This is a genomic window from Streptomyces sp. NPDC046860 (genome assembly GCF_040645115.1).
Classification (GTDB): Bacteria; Actinomycetota; Actinomycetes; order Streptomycetales; family Streptomycetaceae; genus Streptomyces.
In genome coordinates, this window is the sequence record NZ_JBEYXQ010000014.1 from 1 (window position 1) to 20,615 (window position 20,615).

At 72.5% G+C, this 20,615-nt stretch carries 18 protein-coding genes; 13 read left to right on the top strand and 5 right to left on the bottom strand.

The genetic code is table 11. The annotated features are described in order from the left end of the window. Positions 1-91 precede the first annotated feature (91 nt). Complete coding sequence (locus ABZ898_RS20430; RefSeq protein WP_361660543.1) at positions 92-1,843, bottom strand: phospholipid carrier-dependent glycosyltransferase; 1,752 nt, start codon at positions 1,841-1,843, stop codon at positions 92-94. 106 nt (positions 1,844-1,949) lie between these two features. Here ABZ898_RS20430 and rsmI point away from each other — a divergent pair, with 106 nt between their 5' ends. The 6 genes from rsmI (at position 1,950) to ABZ898_RS20460 (ending at position 7,617) form a co-directional block, all read left to right on the top strand. After that, on the top strand, positions 1,950-2,798 hold the full coding sequence (gene rsmI / locus ABZ898_RS20435; protein WP_361660545.1) for a 16S rRNA (cytidine(1402)-2'-O)-methyltransferase: 849 nt from the start codon (positions 1,950-1,952) through the stop codon (positions 2,796-2,798). Positions 2,799-3,143: 345 nt separating this feature from the next. Further along, on the top strand, positions 3,144-3,491 hold the full coding sequence (locus ABZ898_RS20440) for a hypothetical protein (RefSeq protein WP_361660548.1): 348 nt from the start codon (positions 3,144-3,146) through the stop codon (positions 3,489-3,491). Positions 3,492-3,516: 25 nt separating this feature from the next. After that, positions 3,517-4,404 (top strand): TatD family hydrolase, encoded by an 888-nt coding sequence (locus ABZ898_RS20445; RefSeq protein WP_361660551.1) that lies wholly within the window; start codon positions 3,517-3,519, stop codon positions 4,402-4,404. A gap of 167 nt (positions 4,405-4,571) precedes the next feature. After that, the gene (locus ABZ898_RS20450; RefSeq protein WP_361660890.1) at positions 4,572-5,816 is read left to right on the top strand and encodes a ubiquitin-like domain-containing protein; all 1,245 of its coding nucleotides are present in this window, start codon (positions 4,572-4,574) and stop codon (positions 5,814-5,816) included. A gap of 41 nt (positions 5,817-5,857) precedes the next feature. After that, complete coding sequence (gene rsmA, locus ABZ898_RS20455) at positions 5,858-6,727, top strand: 16S rRNA (adenine(1518)-N(6)/adenine(1519)-N(6))-dimethyltransferase RsmA (protein ID WP_361660554.1); 870 nt, start codon at positions 5,858-5,860, stop codon at positions 6,725-6,727. After that, on the top strand, positions 6,724-7,617 hold the full coding sequence (locus tag ABZ898_RS20460) for a 4-(cytidine 5'-diphospho)-2-C-methyl-D-erythritol kinase (protein ID WP_361660557.1): 894 nt from the start codon (positions 6,724-6,726) through the stop codon (positions 7,615-7,617). The genes rsmA and ABZ898_RS20460 overlap by 4 nt, the downstream gene beginning before the upstream one ends. 3 nt (positions 7,618-7,620) lie before the next feature. Here the strand turns inward: ABZ898_RS20460 and ABZ898_RS20465 are convergent, their stop codons facing one another. Beyond that, a complete protein-coding gene (locus ABZ898_RS20465; protein WP_361660560.1) occupies positions 7,621-8,214 on the bottom strand; it encodes a Uma2 family endonuclease in 594 nt (197 codons plus the stop codon). A 158-nt stretch (positions 8,215-8,372) separates the two neighbouring features. On the opposite strand from ABZ898_RS20465, the gene ABZ898_RS20470 reads away from it, so the two are divergent. From ABZ898_RS20470 to ABZ898_RS20485, 4 genes are all read left to right on the top strand, one after another. Next, entirely contained in the window at positions 8,373-10,181 is a 1,809-nt protein-coding gene (locus ABZ898_RS20470; protein ID WP_361660562.1) for an ABC-F family ATP-binding cassette domain-containing protein, read from the top strand. A gap of 167 nt (positions 10,182-10,348) precedes the next feature. Then, entirely contained in the window at positions 10,349-12,109 is a 1,761-nt protein-coding gene (locus ABZ898_RS20475) for a PQQ-binding-like beta-propeller repeat protein (protein ID WP_361660566.1), read from the top strand. A gap of 52 nt (positions 12,110-12,161) precedes the next feature. Beyond that, positions 12,162-13,805, top strand: coding sequence for a PQQ-binding-like beta-propeller repeat protein (locus ABZ898_RS20480; protein WP_361660569.1), 1,644 nt, complete (start codon positions 12,162-12,164; stop codon positions 13,803-13,805). A 67-nt stretch (positions 13,806-13,872) separates the two neighbouring features. Further along, positions 13,873-14,562 carry a LuxR C-terminal-related transcriptional regulator gene (locus tag ABZ898_RS20485; protein ID WP_361660572.1) on the top strand — a complete coding sequence of 230 codons (690 nt, stop codon included), beginning with the start codon at positions 13,873-13,875 and terminating at the stop codon, positions 14,560-14,562. A gap of 36 nt (positions 14,563-14,598) precedes the next feature. On the opposite strand, the gene ABZ898_RS20490 is transcribed toward ABZ898_RS20485, so the two are convergent. Together ABZ898_RS20490 and ABZ898_RS20495 are read right to left on the bottom strand one after the other, a co-directional pair. Then, positions 14,599-14,937 carry a hypothetical protein gene (locus ABZ898_RS20490; protein ID WP_361660575.1) on the bottom strand — a complete coding sequence of 113 codons (339 nt, stop codon included), beginning with the start codon at positions 14,935-14,937 and terminating at the stop codon, positions 14,599-14,601. A gap of 21 nt (positions 14,938-14,958) precedes the next feature. After that, positions 14,959-16,671: a sodium:solute symporter family protein gene (locus ABZ898_RS20495; protein ID WP_361660577.1), complete on the bottom strand. Its 1,713-nt coding sequence runs from the start codon at positions 16,669-16,671 to the stop codon at positions 14,959-14,961. 167 nt (positions 16,672-16,838) lie between these two features. Here ABZ898_RS20495 and galT point away from each other — a divergent pair, with 167 nt between their 5' ends. The 3 genes from galT to galK are packed head-to-tail and all read left to right on the top strand — an operon-like array spanning position 16,839 to position 20,037. After that, positions 16,839-17,924, top strand: coding sequence for a galactose-1-phosphate uridylyltransferase (galT, locus tag ABZ898_RS20500; RefSeq protein WP_361660580.1), 1,086 nt, complete (start codon positions 16,839-16,841; stop codon positions 17,922-17,924). Continuing rightward, positions 17,921-18,883, top strand: coding sequence for a UDP-glucose 4-epimerase GalE (gene galE / locus ABZ898_RS20505; RefSeq protein WP_361660582.1), 963 nt, complete (start codon positions 17,921-17,923; stop codon positions 18,881-18,883). The genes galT and galE overlap by 4 nt, the downstream gene beginning before the upstream one ends. Continuing rightward, positions 18,883-20,037, top strand: coding sequence for a galactokinase (gene galK / locus ABZ898_RS20510; protein ID WP_361660585.1), 1,155 nt, complete (start codon positions 18,883-18,885; stop codon positions 20,035-20,037). Before galE ends, galK begins: the two co-directional genes overlap by 1 nt. Positions 20,038-20,044: 7 nt before the next feature. Here the strand turns inward: galK and ABZ898_RS20515 are convergent, their stop codons facing one another. Next, positions 20,045-20,500 carry an N-acetyltransferase gene (locus ABZ898_RS20515; RefSeq protein WP_361660588.1) on the bottom strand — a complete coding sequence of 152 codons (456 nt, stop codon included), beginning with the start codon at positions 20,498-20,500 and terminating at the stop codon, positions 20,045-20,047. Positions 20,501-20,615: the final 115 nt, after the last annotated feature.

The following is a 20,615-nucleotide window of genomic DNA, read 5'->3' on the forward strand; positions in this document are numbered from 1 at the left end:
CCTCCGCCTTGCAGCCGCACGCACCAGACCCCGCTCGGGTCGGCCGACAAGGCGCCGTCGGCCCGAGCCGGCCTGATCCGGAAGAAAGGCCCTAGACCCAGGTGTCCAGCCACATCCGCGACCGCCACTGGTCGAGCGGGATCGCCTGGCCCGTGTACAGGGGCCAGAAGTAGATGAAGTTCCAGGCGATCAGCAGGACCAGGACGCCGGCGGCGGTGGCGCCGACCACGCGGCGGGTGTCGGTGGAGTTCGGCGGGCCGATGATCGCGCCGGCCAGCATCGCCACCCCCAGGCACAGGAAGGGCAGGAAGACCACCGCGTAGAACAGGAAGATCGTCCGCTCCTGGTACATGAACCAGGGGAGGTACCCCGCCGCGATCCCGCAGGCGATGGCCCCGGCCCGCCAGTCGCGGCGGAACGCCCAGCGCCACAGCACGTAGAGCACGGCCGCGCACCCGGCCCACCACAGCACGGGGGTGCCGAGCGCCAGCACCTCGCGGGCGCACTTGCCGCTCGTGCCCAGCGGGCAGCCGCCGGCGCCGGGGGTGGGGGACTCGTAGAAGTACGACACCGGGCGGCCCAGCACGATCCAGCTCCACGGGTTGGACTGGTAGGTGTGCGGGGACGACAGGTTGACGTGGAAGTTGTAGACCTCGTGCTCGTAGTGCCACAGGCTGCGCAGCCAGTCGGGCAGGAAGGTCCAGGAACCGCCCCGGCCGTCGGTCGCGGCCCAGTTGCGGAAGTAGCCGCCGGTGCCGTCGGTGGAGGACAGGATCCAGCCCGTCCAGGAGGCGATGTACACCGCGATCGTCACCGGCACCGTCGCCAGGAACGTGATCCCCGTGTCGTACCGCAGCACCGCCTCGTACGGGTGCCGGGCGCCGGCGACCTTGCGGGCGCCCACGTCCCAGAGCACGGCCATCACGCAGAACGCGGCCAGGATGTACAGCCCGTTCCACTTGGTGCCGAACGCCAGGCCCAGCATCACGCCCGCGCCCCAGCGCCACGGACGCCGGCCGAGGCGGAAGGTGTCCGCGACGCGGGCGTCCGGGCGGGCGACGCCGTCCGGGCCCACCGGGAGCGCGGCGGCGAGTCGCTCCCGCGACCGGTCCCGGTCCACCACCAGACAGCCGAAGGCGGCGACCACGAAGAACATCAGCACGCCGTCCAGCAGCGCGGTCCGGCTCATCACGAAGTGCAGGCCGTCCACCGCCATCAGCGTGCCCGCCAGGCAGCCGAGGAACGTCGAGCGGAACATCCGGCGCCCGATCCGGCACAGCAGCAGCACGCTCAGTGTGCCGAGCAGCGCGGTCATGAACCGCCAGCCGAACGGGTCGAAGCCGAAGAGCAGCTCACCCAGCCCGATCACGTACTTGCCGACCGGCGGATGCACGACGTACGCCGCGTCCGAGGGGATCGCGAGGTGGCCGTGGGAGGCGAGGACCGCGTCGTTGGCGTTCTTGTCCCAGTTCACCTCGAAGCCCCGGTGGACGAGCGCCCAGGCGTCCTTGGCGTAGTACGTCTCGTCGAATATCACCGAGCGCGGGCTGCCCAGGTGCCAGAACCGCAGCAGGCCCGCGAACAGCATCACCAGCAGCGGCCCGCCCCAGCCCGACCAGCGGGTGATCCGGTCCGCCAGGTGCGGCGGGCAGCCCAGCACCTGCCACATCCGCGGCGAGGGCTGCGCGTACGGCGGCACGAGCCGGTCCCGTACGTCGGCCGCCGGGGCGCCCGCGGGAGGTACGTAGCCGAATCGGCGCAGCCGCCGCTGCCAGGACGGCCGCTCGTCGTCGGGCGGCGCCTGGCCCTGCCGGAGGTCCGTGGAGGACGCGGTACTGGTCACCGCGCCATGGTAGGGAAACCTCCCGTGTGAGTCCCGCGCAAGCGCGGTACCGATTGGGACGCGATCGTTTTCCGTCCCGCCCGGCACCCCTGGGAGGATGGTCCCCGTGACTGGAACCCTTGTCCTCGCAGGTACCCCCATCGGCGACGTCGCGGACGCCCCGCCCCGGCTCTCCAAGGAGCTGGCGGACGCCGACCTGATCGCCGCCGAGGACACCCGGCGGCTGCGCCGCCTCACCCAGGCCCTCGGGGTCACCCCGGGCGGCCGCGTGGTGTCGTACTTCGAGGGCAACGAGTCCGCGCGCACCCCCGAGCTGGTGGAGGAGCTGCGCGGCGGCGCCCGTGTGCTCCTCGTCACGGACGCCGGTATGCCCTCGGTCTCCGACCCCGGCTACCGCCTCGTCGCGGCCGCCGTCGAGCACGACATCAAGGTCACCGCCGTGCCGGGCCCGTCCGCCGTGCTCACCGCGCTCGCCCTGTCCGGGCTGCCCGTGGACCGGTTCTGCTTCGAGGGCTTCCTGCCGCGCAAGGCCGGCGAGCGGCTGTCCCGGCTGCGCGAGGTCGCCGGTGAGCGGCGCACCCTCGTCTACTTCGAGGCCCCGCACCGCCTGGACGACACCCTCGCCGCGATGGCCGAGGTCTTCGGCGCCGACCGCCGCGCCGCCGTCTGCCGCGAGCTGACCAAGACCTACGAGGAGGTCAAGCGCGGCCCCCTCGCCGACCTGGCCGCCTGGGCCGCCGAAGGCGTGCGCGGCGAGATCACCGTCGTCGTCGAGGGCGCCCCCGAGCCCGGCCCCGAGGAACTGGACGCCGGTGAACTCGTCCGCCGCGTCCGGGTCCGCGAGGAGGCCGGCGAGCGCCGTAAGGAGGCCATCGCGGCGGTCGCGGCGGAGGCCGGGCTGCCCAAGCGGGTCGTGTTCGACGCGGTGGTCGCCGCCAAGCGCACGGCGGACTGAGCGGGGTCTGCCACGGGGGTCTGCCACTGGGGCCTGCCATCGGGGGTCCGTCGTCGGGGGTCTGCCGCCGGGCGGCCCGGCGGCTCGCACCGCCCGTGGGCCTGGGCCGCGCGCCCCGCGTGCGGCGCGTATGCCGGGGTGCGCCCCATGGCCGGGCAAACGGGGGGTCGAGGGGGCAAAGCCGCCGGGCCCCCGAGCGGAGCGATTGGGCAAGGATGACCCAAGGCGCGTCCAACACTCGACAGGTCGCGTGCTTCCGGGGCGTTGTGGGCGTCCACTGGGTGAAGGGGGCAGGAACCGTCCCCTCGTCCCGGACCGGGACGTCAGTGGACCGCAGGAGCTGGCATGAGTGAGGTAGCCGGACAGACCGCCGCCGTTCACGAGTCGTACGCGTTCGCCTGCATGCGATGCGGGCACGGCTGGGAGCAGTCGTACGCGATAGAGCACCACACCGACGCCGAGGGCCACGAGTGCGTCCGGTACGTCAGCGGGGGCACCGTGGTGCCGTCCCCGCTGAGCCGGCCGGTGTGCCAGAACTGCGACGGGCACCTCGTGCGGATCATGCGCGCCGGACAGGTGTCCGCCGTACGCGGCCCGCAGCCCGCGCCGGCCGCCCCCGACCCCGCGCCCGCCCCCGCCCACCACTGGCACCTCTCCGACCTGCTGCACCCCTTCCAGCGCCGGGCGAGCTAGCGGGAGCCTTTCGTAGGATCGGGGCATGCCTTCGAACGCCCCCGCGAGCGACAAGAACGCGCCGCCCCCGCTCCCGGCGCCCCTGGGCGTCGAGGTCGCCGACTCCCACACCCACCTCGACATGCAGTCGGGCACCGTCGAGGAGGGGCTGGCGAAGGCCGCGTCGGTCGGCGTGACCACGGTCGTGCAGGTCGGCTGCGACCTGGCGGGCTCCCGCTGGGCCGCCGAGACGGCCGCCGCGCACGACCGCGTCCACGCGACGGTCGCCCTGCACCCGAACGAGGCACCGCGCATCGTGCACGGCGACCCCGACGGCTGGTCCAGGCAGGGGGCCAGGCAGCCCGGAGGGGACGCCGCGCTGGACGAGGCGCTCGCCGAGATCGACCGGCTCGCCGCGCTCCCGCAGGTCAAGGGGGTCGGCGAGACCGGACTCGACTTCTTCCGCACCGGCCCCGAGGGCAAGGAGGCGCAGGAGCGGTCCTTCCGCGCCCACATCGAGATCGCCAAGCGGCACGGCAAGACCCTGGTCATCCACGACCGCGACGCCCACGCCGACGTCCTGCGCGTACTGAAGGAGGAGGGCGCCCCCGAGCGCACCGTCTTCCACTGCTACTCCGGCGACGCCGCCATGGCGGAGATCTGCGCCCGCGAGGGCTACTACATGTCCTTCGCCGGGAACGTCACCTTCAAGAACGCCCAGAACCTCCGGGACGCCCTGGCCGTGGCCCCGCTGGAGCTGGTCCTGGTGGAGACCGACGCCCCCTTCCTCACCCCGGCGCCCTATCGCGGCCGGCCCAACGCCCCGTACCTGATCCCGGTGACCGTGCGCGCCATGGCCGCCGTACGCGGCACGGACGAGGACACCCTCGCCGCCGCCCTCGGCGCCAACACCGCGCGCGCCTTCGGCTACTGACGGCACCCGTTCGAGTCGTCACTCCGGGTGGTCGTGCCGCTTTGGAGAGTGACGCCCGCTCCGCTAGGTTCTGGGGGCCCGATCGGCGAAGGCCCCTGGAGCGTGGCGGCGTGAGCAAGCGAGACGAGCGGTACGGCCCCCACGGCACCCTCGGCGACGAACCGGCCGTGCCCTCGGTGCACACCGCGCTGACCCTGCCGTACGGCATGCCCGCCGACACCCTCCGGCCCGCCCGCGAGGCCGTGCCCCCGCCCCGCAGCGCGCCGGACACCCGGGAGCGCAGACCGGCGGGGCGCGGCCGCCGGGCCGCCGAACGGCCGGAGTCCCCGGTGCGCCGCCTGCTGCCGCAGGCACTCGTCGTCGCCTTCCTCGCCGGGGGCACCACCGCCTTCGTCGCCGAGGACAAGGCGGTCGAGCTGACCGTCGACGGCCGGCCGCGCACCCTGCACACCTTCGCCGACGACGTCACCGGTCTCCTCGCCGAGGAGGGCGTGCGGGTCGGCCGGCACGACGTCGTCGCGCCCGCCCCCGGCACCCCCCTCACCGACGGCGACGAGATCGCCGTCCGCCACGGCCGCCCCGTCCGGCTCACCATCGACGGCGAACGCCGCGAGGTGTGGACCACCGCCGACACCGTCGACGGCGCGCTGCGCCAGCTCGGGGTCCGCGCCGAGGGCGCCTACCTGTCCGCCTCCCGCTCCCTGCCCATCGGCCGCGCCGGACTCGCCCTCGACGTCCGCACCGAGCGCACCGTCACGGTCATGGCCGACGGCCGCACCCGCACCGTCCGCACCAACGCCGCCACCGTCACCGACGTGCTGCGCGAGGCCGGGGTCACCCTGCACGGCCAGGACACCACCTCCGTGCCCGGCGACGGCTTCCCGCGCGACGGGCAGACCGTCACCGTGCTGCGCGTCACCGGCACCCACGAGACGCACGACGAGGAGATCCCGTACCCCGTGCGCCGCACCGAGGACCCCGCCCTGTTCGAGGGCACCGAGGTCGTCGACCAGGCCGGGCGGGCCGGGCTGCGCCGCACCACCTACCTGCTGCGCACCGTCAACGGCGTCCGCCAGCGCCCCCGCCTCACCCGCTCCGAGGTGGTGCGCGAGCCGCGCCGGCAGACCGTCCGCGTCGGGACCAAGCCCCGCCCGGCCAGCCCGTCCGGCGCGGACGGGCTGAACTGGCACGCGCTGGCCCTGTGCGAGTCCGGCGGCCGCCCCGACGCCGTCGACCCCTCCGGCACCTACGGCGGGCTCTACCAGTTCGACGCCGCCACCTGGCACAGCCTCGGCGGCAGCGGACGCCCCGAGGACGCGCCCGCCGAGGAGCAGACCCTGCGCGCCAAGACCCTGTACGTGCGGCACGGCGCCTCGCCCTGGCCGCACTGCGGGGCACGCCTGCGCGGCTGAGCCGGAGCAACGGCGCCCGCGCCGCCCCGTACCCTTGTCCCGTGAGCAGCCCCACCCCCGACGCCCTCCTCGGTCCCGCCGACATCCGCGAACTGGCGGCCGTGCTCGGCGTACGGCCGACCAAGCAGCGCGGCCAGAACTTCGTGATCGACGCCAACACGGTCCGCCGCATCGTGCGCACCGCCGGGGTGCGCCCCGACGACGTGGTGGTGGAGGTCGGGCCGGGACTCGGCTCCCTCACCCTCGCGCTGCTGGAGGCCGCCGACCGGGTCACCGCCGTCGAGATCGACGACGTACTGGCCGCCGCCCTGCCCGCGACCGTCGCCGCCCGGATGCCCGAGCGCGCCGACCGGTTCGCGCTGGTGCACTCCGACGCGATGCTCGTCGACGAGCTGCCCGGCCCGCCGCCGACCGCGCTCGTCGCCAACCTGCCCTACAACGTCGCCGTCCCCGTGCTGCTGCACATGCTCGCCACCTTCCCGAGCATCGAACGCACCCTGGTGATGGTCCAGTCCGAGGTCGCCGACCGGCTCGCCGCCGCGCCCGGCTCCAAGGTGTACGGCGTGCCCTCGGTCAAGGCCAACTGGTACGCCGAGGTCAAGCGCGCCGGGGCGATCGGACGCAACGTGTTCTGGCCCGCCCCGAACGTGGACAGCGGCCTGGTCTCGCTGGTCCGCCGCACCGAGCCGGTCAAGACGTCCGCCACCCGCGCGGAGGTCTTCGCCGTGGTCGACGCCGCCTTCGCCCAGCGCCGCAAGACCCTGCGCGCCGCGCTCTCCGGCTGGGCCGGTTCGGCCGCCGCCGCCGAGGCCGCGCTCGTCGCCGCCGGGGTCTCCCCGCAGGCACGCGGCGAGGCGCTCACGGTCGAGGAGTTCGCGGCGATCGCCGAGCACAAGGGAGCGGCCGCGTGAGCGTGACGGTCCGGGTCCCCGCCAAGGTCAACGTCCAGCTCGGCGTGGCCGCGGCCCGCCCCGACGGCTTCCACGACCTGGCCAACGTCTTCCTCGCGGTCGGCCTGTACGACGAGGTCACCGTGACCCCGGCCGACGAACTCAAGGTCACCTGCGCCGGGCCGGACGCCGCGTCCGTCCCCCTGGACCGCACCAACCTCGCCGCCCGCGCCGCGATCGCCCTGGCCGGGCGCCGCGGCGTCGAGCCGGCCGTCCACATCCACATCGCCAAGGACATCCCGGTCGCCGGCGGCATGGCCGGCGGCAGCGCCGACGGCGCGGGCGCGCTGGTGGCCTGCGACGCCCTGTGGGGTACGGACGCCACGCGGGCCGAGCTGCTCGACATCTGCGCCGAACTGGGCAGCGACGTCCCCTTCAGCCTGGTCGGCGGCGCGGCGCTCGGCACCGGGCGCGGCGAGAAGCTGGCCCCGCTGGAGGTCGGCGGCACCTTCCACTGGGTGTTCGCGATGGCGGAGCGGGGCCTGTCGACCCCTGCGGTGTTCCGCGAGTTCGACCGCCTGACCGAGGGCCGGGACATCCCGGCCCCGGAGGCCGACCCGGCCCTCCTCGCGGCCCTGGCCGAGGGAGACGTGGAGGCCCTCGCGGCAGCCCTCACCAACGACCTCCAGCCGGCCGCGCTCTCCCTCTACCCGGAGCTGGCCGCCACCCTGAAGACCGGCGAACAGGCCGGCGCCCTGGCCACCCTGGTCTCCGGCTCGGGCCCCACCACGGCCTTCCTGGTCCCGGACGCGGCCACCGCGACCCGGGTCGCCCAGACTCTCCAGGACTCCGGCACCTGCCGCACCACCCGCACGGCGGCGGGCCCGGTGCCGGGGGCGACGGTTCTCTGAGCCTCAGAGACGGTCGATCTCGGTCAGGTCGATGTCGATGCCGTAGGGCGCGGTCAGCTTGACCTGCGCGTGGTGGATGCCGGTCAGGACGTAGGTCCCGGTCGCCTCGCCGCGCTCGTACACCTGCACCACGGGGTGGTCGTCCTCGCCCGCCATCTCCACCAGCCAGAAGTGGGGGATGCCCGCCGCGGCGTACTTGTGCGGCTTGGTGTCACGGTCCCGGGCCTCGGAGTCCGGGGAGACCACCTCCACGGCGAGCAGGACGTCGGCCGCCTCGAAGCGCGTCTGGCGGCGATCGACGACGGACTCGGCGCGTACGACGCAGAGGTCGGGCTCGGGGACGTTGCGGCGGTCGAGGACAACGGCGATCTCTCGTTTGACCTTCAGCTCCGATGGCACGGTTCGGCGCAAGCCGTGGATCAGCATGTCGATCGTGTCGGAGTGAAAGATCCGTTGAGGGGTCACGAAAACCAGGCTCCCGTCGACCAGCTCTGTGTGAGGCGGGAGATCCGGCAGTGTGAACAGGTCGTCCACGGTGTAGCCGTCCTTGGGTGGCACCGGCCAGTGCGGACGGTGCTCGACGGACTCGGCGGTCATGGTGCCTCCCGTGGACGGAGATCCTGCTGCCTGTGGTCAACGGTAGCGGCCGGACGTCGATCACGTCATCACAAAGAGTGACCACCCCCGCGCGAGCCGCCCCCCGCCCGGCAGGGCCTACGCTTGAAGGCTGATCGATCCCCCTGCACAGGAGTGAAATGGCCGTCAACCTGGTCAATGTCGAGAACGTCAGCAAGGTCTACGGCACGCGGGCCCTGCTGGACGGCGTCTCGCTCGGTGTGTCGGAAGGGGACCGGATCGGGGTCGTCGGGCGCAACGGCGACGGCAAGACCACCCTCATCCGGATGCTCGCCAAGGTGGAGGAGGCCGACAGCGGGCGGGTCACGCACTCCGGGGGCCTGCGGATCGGGGTGCTGACGCAGCACGACTCGCTCGACCCCGAGGCCACCGTCCGGCACGAGGTCATCGGCGACCTCGCCGACCACGAGTGGGCGGGCAACGCCAAGGTCAGGGACGTGCTGACCGGGCTGTTCGGCGGGCTCGACCTGCCGGGCTTCCCCAAGGGTCTGGACACGGTCATCGGGCCGCTGTCCGGTGGTGAGCGGCGCCGGATCGCGCTCGCCAAGCTGCTCATCGAGGAGCAGGACCTCATCGTCCTGGACGAGCCCACCAACCACCTCGACGTCGAGGGCATCGCCTGGCTCGCCCGGCACCTGCGCGAGCGCCGCTCGGCACTCGTCTGCGTCACCCACGACCGCTGGTTCCTGGACCAGGTCTGCACCCGCATGTGGGACGTCCAGCGCGGTGACGTCTACGAGTACGAGGGCGGCTACTCCGACTACGTCTTCGCCCGCGCGGAGCGCGAGCGCATCGCGGCCACCGAGGAGACCAAGCGGCAGAACCTCGTCCGCAAGGAGCTGGCCTGGCTGCGCCGGGGCGCCCCCGCCCGCACCTCCAAGCCCCGCTTCCGGGTCGAGGCCGCCAACGAGCTGATCAAGGACGTGCCGCCGCCCCGCGACAGCAGCGAGCTGATGAAGTTCGCCTCGTCCCGGCTCGGCAGGACGGTCTTCGACCTGGAGAACGTCAGCGTCACCGCCGGCCCCAAGGAACTGCTCAAGCACGTCACCTGGCAGCTCGGCCCCGGCGACCGCATCGGCCTGGTCGGCGTCAACGGCGCCGGCAAGACCTCCCTGCTGCGGGCCATGGCCGAGGCCGCCCGCTCCGAGGGCGAGAAGCAGCCCGCCGGCGGCCGGGTCGTCGTCGGCAAGACCGTCAAGCTCGCCTACCTCTCCCAGGAGGTCGCCGAACTCGACCCGGCGACCAGGGTCCTGGAGGCCGTGCAGCAGGTCCGCGAGCGCGTCGACCTCGGCAAGGGCCGCGAGATGACGGCGGGCCAGCTCTGCGAGACGTTCGGCTTCAGCAAGGAGAAGCAGTGGACGCCGGTCGGCGACCTCTCCGGCGGTGAGCGCCGCAGGCTCCAGCTGCTGCGCCTGCTCATGGACGAGCCCAACGTCCTCTTCCTCGACGAGCCCACCAACGACCTCGACATCGAGACCCTGACCCAGCTGGAGGACGTCCTCGACGGCTGGCCCGGCTCGATGATCGTCATCTCCCACGACCGGTTCTTCGTCGAGCGCACCACCGACAGGGTGTTCGCGCTGCTCGGCGACGGCGCGCTGCGCATGCTGCCGCGCGGCATCGACGAGTACCTGGAGCGCCGCCTGCGCATGGAGGAGGCCGTCGCCCAGCGCTCGGCCGCCGCCGCGCCCGCCCCGGCCGTCGCGGAGCGCAGCGCCGCCGACCAGCGGGCCGCGAAGAAGGAACTCCAGAAGATCGAGCGCCAGTTGGACAAGATCTCCGAGAAGGAGTCCAAGCTGCACGCCCGGATCGCCGACAACGCCACCGACTTCGCCAAGGTCGCCGGACTCGACGCCGAACTCCGCGAGTTGGCGGGCGAGCGCGAGGAACTGGAGATGCGCTGGCTGGAGCTGGCCGAGGACGCGTAGGGCAGGGGGAGCGGAATCCGGCCATACCGGTGGGCGCGTAACGGGCGCATCACAGGGTGGTTCGTCCTTGGGCACAGGGGTTCGCACGGGCCCCTGTGCCGTCGGTGGTGGGTGATAGAAAGGCCGTACGAGGGCTAAAAGTCAGTGAACGAGGGGGAGCAGCGCTGATGAGCCAGCCGCCCGGTCAGCCGCCGCAGGGCGGTTTCGGCCCACCGCAGAACCAGCCACCGCAGGGACAGCCTCCGCAGGGGCCCCCGCCGCAGGGAGGCTTCGGCGCTCCCCAACAGCCCCCGCCGCAGGGAGGGTTCGGCGCCCCGCAGCAGCCGCCACCCGGTTACGGCTACCCGCAGCAGCCGCAGCCCGGTTACGGCTACCCCCAGCAGCCCCCCGGCCCGTACGGGCAGCCGGGCCCCTACGGCCAGGCCCCCGGACCCTACGGTCCCCCGCCCGGCGCCCCCTACGGGACGCACCCGTACCCCGGCACCCCCGGCGGACCCTCCGGCAAGAAGCGCACCGCGCTCGTCGCCGGGGCCGTGGCCGTCGCCCTGCTGCTGATCGGCGGCACCGTCTGGGCCGTCACCGGTGGTGGCGGGGACGACGGCGAGCCCGTCGCGCACCCGACCGGCGACACCCGGAACTCCGCCTCCCCGACCACCTCCGCCGACTCCGGCGACGGCAAGGGCGACGGCCGTGAGGACGCCGAGGACCTCAACGCGGGCCGCAAGCCCGGCGAGTCGAAGGTCCTCTGGTACAAGTCCGCCCCCGACGCCCCCGCCAACGGCGCGGAGGCGCCCGGCCTGTGGGTCACGGACAGGACCGCGGTGAAGGCCGCGTACAAGGAGGTCGTCGGCTTCCGCGTCGCCGACGGCACGCCCGCCTGGGACCCGGTCACCCTGCCGCACGAGGTCTGCTCGGTCACCAAGCGCGCCGACTCCGACGGCAAGATCGTCGTCGCCTACATGAACGGTGTCAGCGACCGCGCCGACTGCAACCAGCTCCAGCAGATCGACCTCGACACCGGCAAGAAGGGCTGGCACGCCGAAGTCGGCAAGGGCACCGGTCTGTTCGACAGCATCCGCGACATCGAGCTGTCCCTCGCCGGCCAGAGCCTGATCGTCGGCCGCGACCAGTCGGGCACCGCGTACGACGTGGCCACCGGCAAGAAGCTGTACGACCTCAAGAAGTACGGCACGGACTGCTACCCGGCCGCGTTCGCCGGTGACAGCCGGCGCCTGGTCCAGGTCGCCTCGTGCGGCGCCGGCGGTGCCAAGGAGCGCGACGAGATCCGCGAACTGGACCCCGCCACCGGCCGTACGAAGTGGACCCGGGCGGTCTCCAAGGGCTGGCGGGCCGAGCGCGTCCTGTCGGTGAACCCGCTCGTGGTCTACCTGACCAACCGCGACAAGAAGGCGTGGAACATCTCCGCCCTCGACAGCGGCGGCCGCTTCCGCGCCGAGGTCAAGGTGGACGAGAAGTTCGCCCTCGGCTGCGGCTTCCTCTCGTTCAGGCGCGGCCTGCAGAGCTGCCGGGACGTCGCCGCGGACGCCACCACCCTCTACCTGCCCACCGAGGCCACCAACAGCGCGAACGAGATCGTCGCCATCGGTCTGGCCGACGGCAAGGAGAAGTGGCGGGTGAAGTCCCCGGTCGACCGCCCGACGGTCCCGATGGGCATCCAGGGCGGCAGCCTCATCGCCTACGCCGACGCCGCCTACTCCCAGGGCGGCCGGGTGCTCTCCATCCCGACCGGCTCCGGCGCGCACCGGCCGGCCACGCTGCTGCGCAACCCCGACGGCGCGGCGAAGATCGAGAGCGGTTTCTACGACGCCGGCACGGTCTGGTCCGGCGGCCGTTTCTTCATCGCCACCAACCGGCTCGGAGGCCAGGACGACTCCGAGGAGAAGCTGATGATGGCCTACGGCAAGTAGCCGTCCTCCCCGCGTCCTTCCGTCCCCACCAGCCGCTTCGAGGTACCCCGCGATGACCGACCAGTCGCCCTCCGGCCCGCCCCAGGACCAGCCGCCCACCCCGCCGGCGCCACCCGTCCCGCCCGCCGGCGCCCAGCCCGTGTACGGCTACCCGCAGGCACCCCCGCCGCAGCCGCAGCCGCAGCCCGGTTACGGCTACCCCGCCCAGCCCCAGCAGCCGGGCTACGGCTACCCCGCCCAGCCGCCCACGGTCGTCGCGGACGGCGGCACCCGGGCCAGGGAGAACCGCGCCATCACCCTGACCGTCCTCGCGGCCGTCGTCGCCATCGGGCTGATCATCGGCTCCGGCGTCTGGTACGCCCGTTCCTCCGACGCGGGCGGCACCGCGCACTCCGGCGGCGGCAGGAACGGCACCGCCACCGCGACCGGCGGCAAGGAGAAGGTGCCGGACAACCCGGCCGCCGACGTCGCCTTCAAGGTCCCGGAGCCCAAGACCGAGGAGAACGTCGTCACCACGCCGGGCTCCTGGCTGAGCGGGCGGGTCTACGCCAAGACCGGCATCGCCGAGATCACCGGCTACGACCCGGACGACGGCACCAAGAAGTGGACGCTCAAGCTCCCCGGCCCGGTCTGCGCGGCCACCGAGCACCTCACCGCCGACGGCCGCACGGGCATCCTCTACCAGCCCTCGATGCCGACCAAGACCGACCGCGCCGGCTGCACCCAGGTCGCGGGGATCGACGTCCGCGCCGGCACCAAGCTGTGGACCAGGTCCGTCGGCACGGGTGACTTCGCCACCCAGTTCTCCAACGTCACCGTCGCCGGGAAGACCGTCGCGGTCGGCGGCCTCGGCGGCGGCGCCGCCTGGGACATCGGCACCGGCAAGGTGCTCTGGCAGCCCAAGCCCGGCGACGACTGCAAGGACTCGGGATACGGCGGCGGCACCAGGCTGGTCGCGGTGCGCAAGTGCGGCACCTACGGCAACCGCACCCTCAGCATCCAGAACATCGACCCCACCTCGGGCAAGGTGATCTCCGAGTACAAGATGGGTTCCGGCATCGAGTACGCGGGCATCATCTCCACCGACCCGCTGGTGGTCGGCGCCGACGCCGGGCACAGCGCGAGCGGCGGCAGCGGTGTCTCGGACTACTTCTCCCTCGACAACCGCACCGGCAGGCTGCTGGCCCGTATCCCGGTGCCCGGCGACACCTACGACGGCGAGTGCGACACCATCACCGTCGTCGAGGCGTGCAAGGGCGTCATCGCGGGTCAGGGCAAGCTGTTCCTGGCGACCAAGGAGCACAAGGGCAGCGGGAAGAGCAGCCGCACCAACGAGATCGTGGCCTTCGACCTCGCCACCGGCAAGCAGACCGGCCAGCGCGCCGCGGCCGGCGAGGACTACGCGTTGTTCCCGCTCCGCATGGACGGCGGCAACCTGATCGCGTACAAGAAGCCGCCGTACGACAAGGGCGGCCAGGTCGTCAGCATCGACGGCGGGACCTTCCGGTCCACGACGCTGATGGAGCTGCCCCCCGACATGGCCGAGCCCCGCGTCCAGACCGGTCTGCTGCCCGGCCTCGCGGAGTACCGGTACGCGCAGGGCAAGCTCTTCATGGCGGCGCCGAACGCGGCCAAGCCGCTCGGGAGCTTCGACAAGGACAAGAACTGCGTGGTGGCCTTCGCCACCCGCGACTGAGCGAAGCCCGCACGGCAGGCGCCCCGAGCGTGTAACTTCCGGGACATGAGGACTGGGGGGTTGCTCTATGGGTGTGCGGCTCATGGTCGTCGACGACCACCGCCTGCTGGCGGAGGCGTTGGCGTCGGCGCTGAAGCTGCGCGGGCACCGGGTGCTCGCGGCGGCGGCGCCGGCCGCGGGCGCGGCCGAGCTGGTGATATCGCGGGCGCCCGAGGTGTGCCTGCTGGGCACGGCGGCCCCCGCCGAGTCGGGCGCGTTCGACCCGGTGGCCCGCATCCGGCGGGAGCGCCCGCAGGTGGCCGTGGTCGTCCTGGGCCCGGTGCCCTCCCCGCGCGGCATCGCCGCGGCCTTCGCGGCGGGCGCCGCGGGCTACGTACGTCATGACGAGCGTATCGAGGGTGTCGAGCGGGCCATCCTGAAGGCCAGGTCGGGTGAGGCCGCCGTCGCCCCGCAGCTGCTGCAGGGCGCCTTCGCGGAGCTGCTGAACCCGGCCGTCCAGCCCGACGACGAGGGGCAGCGGCTGCTGCGGCTGCTCACCCCGCGCGAGGTGGAGGTGCTGGTCCGGGTCGCCGACGGCGAGGACACCCGGCTGATCGCGGCCGGCATGGGGATAGCGCCCAGCACCGCCCGCACCCATGTGCAGCGGGTCCTGATGAAGCTGGGCGTCGGCTCCCGGCTGGAGGCGGCGGCCCTCGCGGCCCGTACCGGCCTGCTGGACCGGGCGAACGCCCCGCACACGACGGGGCCGGAGCTGTAGGTCACAGCTCCGGCCCCGTACGGCACGCGGGTGGCGTCAGTGGACGGGGTCCTCCTCGCCGGCGTCCTCCGCGGGCAGCGGCGGCGGGGTCGGCCGGAGCTTCAGCCAGGCCAGGAAGAACACACCGAGGATCAGCATGCCGATGCCGGTCCACAGGTTGATGTTGACGCCCTCGGCCTTGTCGATCGCGGCCTGGGAGTCGGTGATGCCGGTGATGGTGACGATGATGCCGTACACCACGAACAGGCCGCCGATGATGCGCCGCAGGTCGAAGATGCGGGCCGCGGTGGCGGACTTGCCCTCCAGCTCGCTGACCTCGCGCTGGACGTCGCGCTCGGTCGGGCCGTGCTCGGGGCGGGGGGATTCGTCGGTCATGGTTTCCTCATCCTCCCGCTATCAGAACGAGAACGGGATGTAGCAGGCGGCGGCCAGGACGACCGCGCCCCAGCCGAGCAGGGCGGGCTTGCGGTACCACGCGTCGTCGCCCTCGGCGGGCGCCTCGGTCATACCGGGGGAGGTGGTGCCGTAGACCAGGCCCTGGAGCTCCTCGGCCGGCTTGGGCTTGGTGAACAGCGACACCGCGACCATCACGACCGCGCCCGCCACGAAGCCGGCGATGGCGGAGACGAAGTTGGCGCCCTGGTCGGAGGGGATCGAGATGACGCCCTCCTTGTAGAACCAGAAGTAGTTGACCATCGCGGTCGCGGTGCCGGCGAGCAGACCCCAGAAGCCGGACTTGGCCGAGGCGCGCTTCCAGAACATGCCGACGATGAAGACCACGAACATCGGGACGTTGAAGAAGGAGAACAGCGTCTGGAGGTAGCTCATGATGTTCGAGAACGACGAGGCCAGGAACGCCGTGCCGACCGACGCGGCGACACCGATCACGGTGATCCAGCGGCCGAAGCGGACGTAGTAGGCGTCCTCCTGGCCGGGCTTGACGTAGCGGGCCCAGATGTCGGTGGTGAACACCGTGTTGAACGACGACACGTTGGCCGCCATGCCCGCCATGAACGCGGCGAGCAGACCGGTGACCGCGATGCCGAGCACGCCGTTGGGCAGCAGCTCCTGCATCAGGTAGGGGATCGCGTCGTTGTACTGGAGCCCGGAGCCGGGCTGGCCGATCTTCGGCACCAGGGCGGCGGCGACCAGGCCGGGGATCATCACCAGGAAGACGATGAAGATCTTCGGGTAGGCCGCGATCAGCGGGGTGCGCTTGGAGGCGGAGAGGTTCTTCGCGGACAGCGCACGCTGCACCTCGGCGAAGTTGGTCGTCCAGTAGCCGAAGGACAGCACGAAGCCGAGACCGAGCACGATGGTCAGCCAGTTGGCGCCCAGCGGGTTGGCGCTGCCGATGCCGGTGCCGCCCCAGGCGGTGGTGAAGTTGGCGCCGTGGGCCGCGTCCAGCTTGTGGGTGAGGCCGTCCCAGCCGCCGGCCTTCTTCAGGCCGAGGATGGTGATCGGGATGAGGGCGGCCAGGATCACGAAGAACTGGAGCACCTCGTTGTAGATCGCCGAGGAGAGACCGCCCAGCGTGATGTAGCCGAGCACGAAGGCGCCCGCGACCACGATGGCCACCCACTGCGGCCAGCCGAGCAGGGCCTCCACCACGATCGCCAGCGCGTACAGGTTCACGCCCGCGATCAGGATGGCGGCGAAGGCGAACAGGATCGAACTGAGCAGGTGGGCTGCCTTGTCGAAGCGCAGCAGCAGGAACTCGGGGACCGAGCGGACCTTGCTGCCGTAGTAGAAGGGCATCATCACCAGGCCGAGGAAGACCATGGCCGGGATGGCGCCGATCCAGTACCAGTGCACGGTGTACGCGCCGTACTGGGCGCTGTTGGCCGCCATGCCCAGGATCTCGGTGGCCGCCAGGTTCGCCGAGATGAAGGCGAGGCCGGTGATCCAGGCGGGCAGCGAGCGTCCGGAGAGGAAGAAGTCCAGGCTGGTCTTCACCGAGCGGCGGGCCGCGAAGCCGATGCCGAGAACCACGACGAAGTAGATGGCCAGGATCGTGTAGTCGAGCCAGTTGGTCGGGAGCCGTAGCTCCGCCGCCAGATAGCTGGGGCCCGCCGCCAGGGGCGCGGGTCCGGTCGGGGGGGTCTGCATGAGAACTCGCTTCGTTGCGCGAACTGATCCAGAGCGGAACCTACGCCGCGGCGTTCATTATTTGAACAGTTCTGTTGGTGTTCTTTGTTCGATTGTGATCGTACGAGCTGTTGTCGAGTTGTGGTTTGTTATGTTTGATTGTGTTGAGTGAGAGCGAGGAGTGCGGCGTGAAGAAGACCTCGACCCGGCTGGCCGACGGGCGCGAGCTGGTCTACTACGACTTGGCGGACGACACCGTCCGCGACGCCGTCGACCGGCGTCCGCTGGACCCGACGGTCACCGCCTCCGAGATCCGCCGGGACCCGCTGCTCGGCGACTCGGTCGCCGTCGCCTCCCACCGCCAGGGCCGCACCTACCACCCCCCGGCCGACGAGTGCCCGCTCTGCCCGAGCCGGGACGGCCGGCTCAGCGAGATCCCGGACTCCACCTACGACGTGGTCGTCTTCGAGAACCGCTTCCCCTCGCTCGCCGGGGACTCCGGCCGCTGCGAGGTGGTCTGCTTCACCTCCGACCACGACGCGTCCTTCGCGTCCCTCAGCGGTGAACAGGCCCGGCTGGTGCTGGAGGCGTGGACCGACCGCACCGCCGAGCTGTCGCATCTGCCCTCCGTGAAGCAGGTCTTCTGTTTCGAGAACCGGGGCGCCGAGATCGGGGTGACGCTGGGGCACCCCCACGGCCAGATCTACGCCTACCCGTTCGTCACCCCGCGCACCGCGCTGATGCTCCGCTCGCTCGCCGCGCACAAGGCCGGCACCGGCGGGGAGAACCTCTTCGACACCGTCCTGGAGCGGGAACTCGCCGGGGAGCGGGTCGTCCTTGCGAGTGAACACTGGGTGGCCTTCGTCCCGTTCGCCGCGCACTGGCCGTACGAGGTCCACCTCTATCCCCGGCGCCGGGTGCCCGATCTGCTCGCCCTGGACGAGGCCGCGCGCACAGAGTTCCCCCAGGTCTATCTGGAACTCTTGAGGCGCTTCGACCGGATCTTCGGGCGGCCCGAGGGAGAGGGGGACACCGTGGAGGAACCGCAGACGCCGTACATCGCGGCCTGGCACCAGGCGCCCTTCGGTGAACTCACCGGCTTCGACGGGGTGACCCGCGACGACTTCGCGCTCCACCTCGAGCTGTTCACCATCCGCCGCACTTCCGGCAAGCTGAAGTTCCTCGCCGGGTCCGAGTCCGGCATGAACGTCTTCATCAACGACGTGCCGCCCGAGCGCGCGGCCGAGCGACTGCGAGAGGTAGCGAGTTCATGAAGTACCTGGTGACGGGTGGCGCGGGTTATGTCGGCAGTGTCGTCGCCCAGCATCTGCTGGAGGCGGGGCACGAGGTCACCGTCCTGGACAACCTCTCCACCGGCTTCCGCGAGGGCGTCCCCGCCGGGGCCGCCTTCGTCGAGGGCGACATCCGCGACGCCGCCAAGTGGCTCGACCGCTCCTACGACGCGGTGCTGCACTTCGCCGCCTTCTCCCAGGTCGGCGAGTCCGTCGTGAAGCCCGAGAAGTACTGGGCGAACAACGTCGGCGGCACCATGGCCCTGCTCTCCGCCATGCGCGAGGCGGGCGTCGGCCGGCTCGTCTTCTCCTCCACCGCCGCGACCTACGGCGAGCCGGAGGAGGTCCCGATCCCGGAGTCCGCCCCCACCCGGCCCACCAACCCCTACGGCGCCTCCAAGCTGGCCGTCGACCACATGATCACCAGCGAGGCGCACGCCCACGGCCTGGCCGCCGTCTCCCTGCGCTACTTCAACGTGGCCGGCGCCTACGGCTCCTACGGCGAGCGCCACGACCCCGAGTCCCACCTGATCCCCCTCGTCCTCCAGGTCGCCCAGGGCCGCCGCGACGCCATCTCCGTCTACGGCGACGACTACCCGACCCCCGACGGCACCTGCGTCCGCGACTACATCCACGTCGCCGACCTCGCCGACGCCCACCTGCTGGCCCTGGACGCCGCGCGCCCGGGCGAGCACCTGATCTGCAACCTCGGCAACGGCAGCGGGTTCTCCGTCCGCGAGGTCGTCGAGACCGCCCGCGAGGTCACCGGCCACCCCATCCCCGAGGTCACCGCCCCGCGCCGGGCCGGCGATCCGGCGGTCCTGGTGGCGTCCGCGGAGACCGCACGCGCCACACTGGGGTGGAACCCGTCCCGCGCGGACCTCGCCGGGATCATCGCGGACGCCTGGGAGTTCGCGCGCGACACGCAGAGGGAGCACTAGTGGGGGCACAGCAGGTCCGGGCACGCTTCACCGAGCTGTACGGAGCCGAACCGGAAGGGGTGTGGGCGGCGCCGGGCCGGGTCAACCTGATCGGCGAACACACCGACTACAACGACGGCTTCGTCATGCCGTTCGCACTGCCGCACCAGGTCACCGCCGCCGTCTCCCGGCGCACCGACGGCCGTCTCCGGCTGCACTCGGCGGACGTGGAGGGCGAGGCCGTCGAACTCACCCTGGACGCGCTCGCCCCGGGCACCGACGAGAACTGGACGGCCTACCCGGCCGGGGTGGTCTGGGCGCTGCGCGAGGCCGGACACCCGGTCACCGGCGCCGACATCCACCTCTCCTCCACCGTGCCGACCGGCGCCGGACTGTCCTCCTCGGCCGCGCTGGAGGTCGTCGTCGCGCTCGCGCTGGACGACCTGTTCGGCCTGGAGCTGCCGCGGTGGAAGCTGGCCCGGCTGTGCCAGCGCGCGGAGAACGTCTACGTCGGCGCGCCCACCGGCATCATGGACCAGACCGCCTCCGCCTGCTGCGAGGAGGGCCACGCCCTCTTCCTCGACACCCGCGACCTGTCCCAGCGTCAGATCCCCTTCGACCTGGCGGCCGGGGGTCTGCGGCTGCTGGTGGTCGACACCCAGGTCAAGCACGCCCACAGCGGCGGCGAGTACGGCAAGCGCCGGGCCGGGTGCGAGAAGGGCGCCGCCCTGCTCGGCGTCGACGCGCTGCGCGACGTGGCGTACGACGGGCTGGACGCGGCGCTGGAGGAACTCGGAGACGAGGCCGAGGTGCGTCGTCTGGTGCGGCACATCGTCACCGAGAACCGCCGGGTCGAGCGGGTGGTGGAGCTGCTGACCTCGGGGGACGTGCGGGCCATCGGGCCGGTCCTCACCGAGGGCCACGCCTCGCTGCGCGACGACTTCCGCATCTCCTGCCCGGAGCTGGACCTCGCGGTCGACACCGCGCTGGCCGCGGGCGCGCTCGGCGCCCGGATGACCGGCGGCGGCTTCGGCGGCTCCGCGATCGCGCTGGCCGAGGCGTCCGCGGTGGACACCCTCACCAAGGCGGTCGAGGAGGCGTTCGCGGCGGCCGGGTACACCGCCCCGCGCGTCTTCGAGGCGGTGCCCGCGCCGGGCGCCCGGCGCCTGGCCTGAACCCGGGTCAGCCCAGGCGCTTGGTCAGGGTGAACTCCTTGACCCCCGGCGGATAGTCGGGGATCACGGACACCACGTCGTAGCCCTGGGACCGGTAGAAGTGGGGGGCCTGGAAGTCCCAGGTCTCCACCCGGGCCCGGGCGCAGTCCCGGTCGGCGTGCGCGATCCGCTCCGCCTCCTTCAGCAGCCGGGAGCCGATCCCGGCGCCCCGGTGGCGGTCGTCGACCCACAGATAGGTGATGTGCAGCCAGCCGGCCCAGGTGTGGCCGACCAGCCCGCCGGCCAGGCCGCCCGCCGCCTGAAGCGCCCACACGTGCAGCGGCACGTCCCGCTCGCCGGGCGTGCCGCGCAGCGCGGCCAGCACCGGGGAGGCCGCCGTGTTCGTCTCCCGCAGCCTGGCGCGCAGCAGATCTCGTCGGTCCTTGTCCACTTCCGTCTCGATCCGAAACATGCGGCACACCATAAACGCGGTGCCCGGTCAGTTCCGGCAATCGGCTGCCTCCGCGAGGAGGGCGCCCGTACGCTGATGAGCGGTACCGGTGGGGGCCGGTGCCCGATCAGGGGGCGAGACGGGCGGG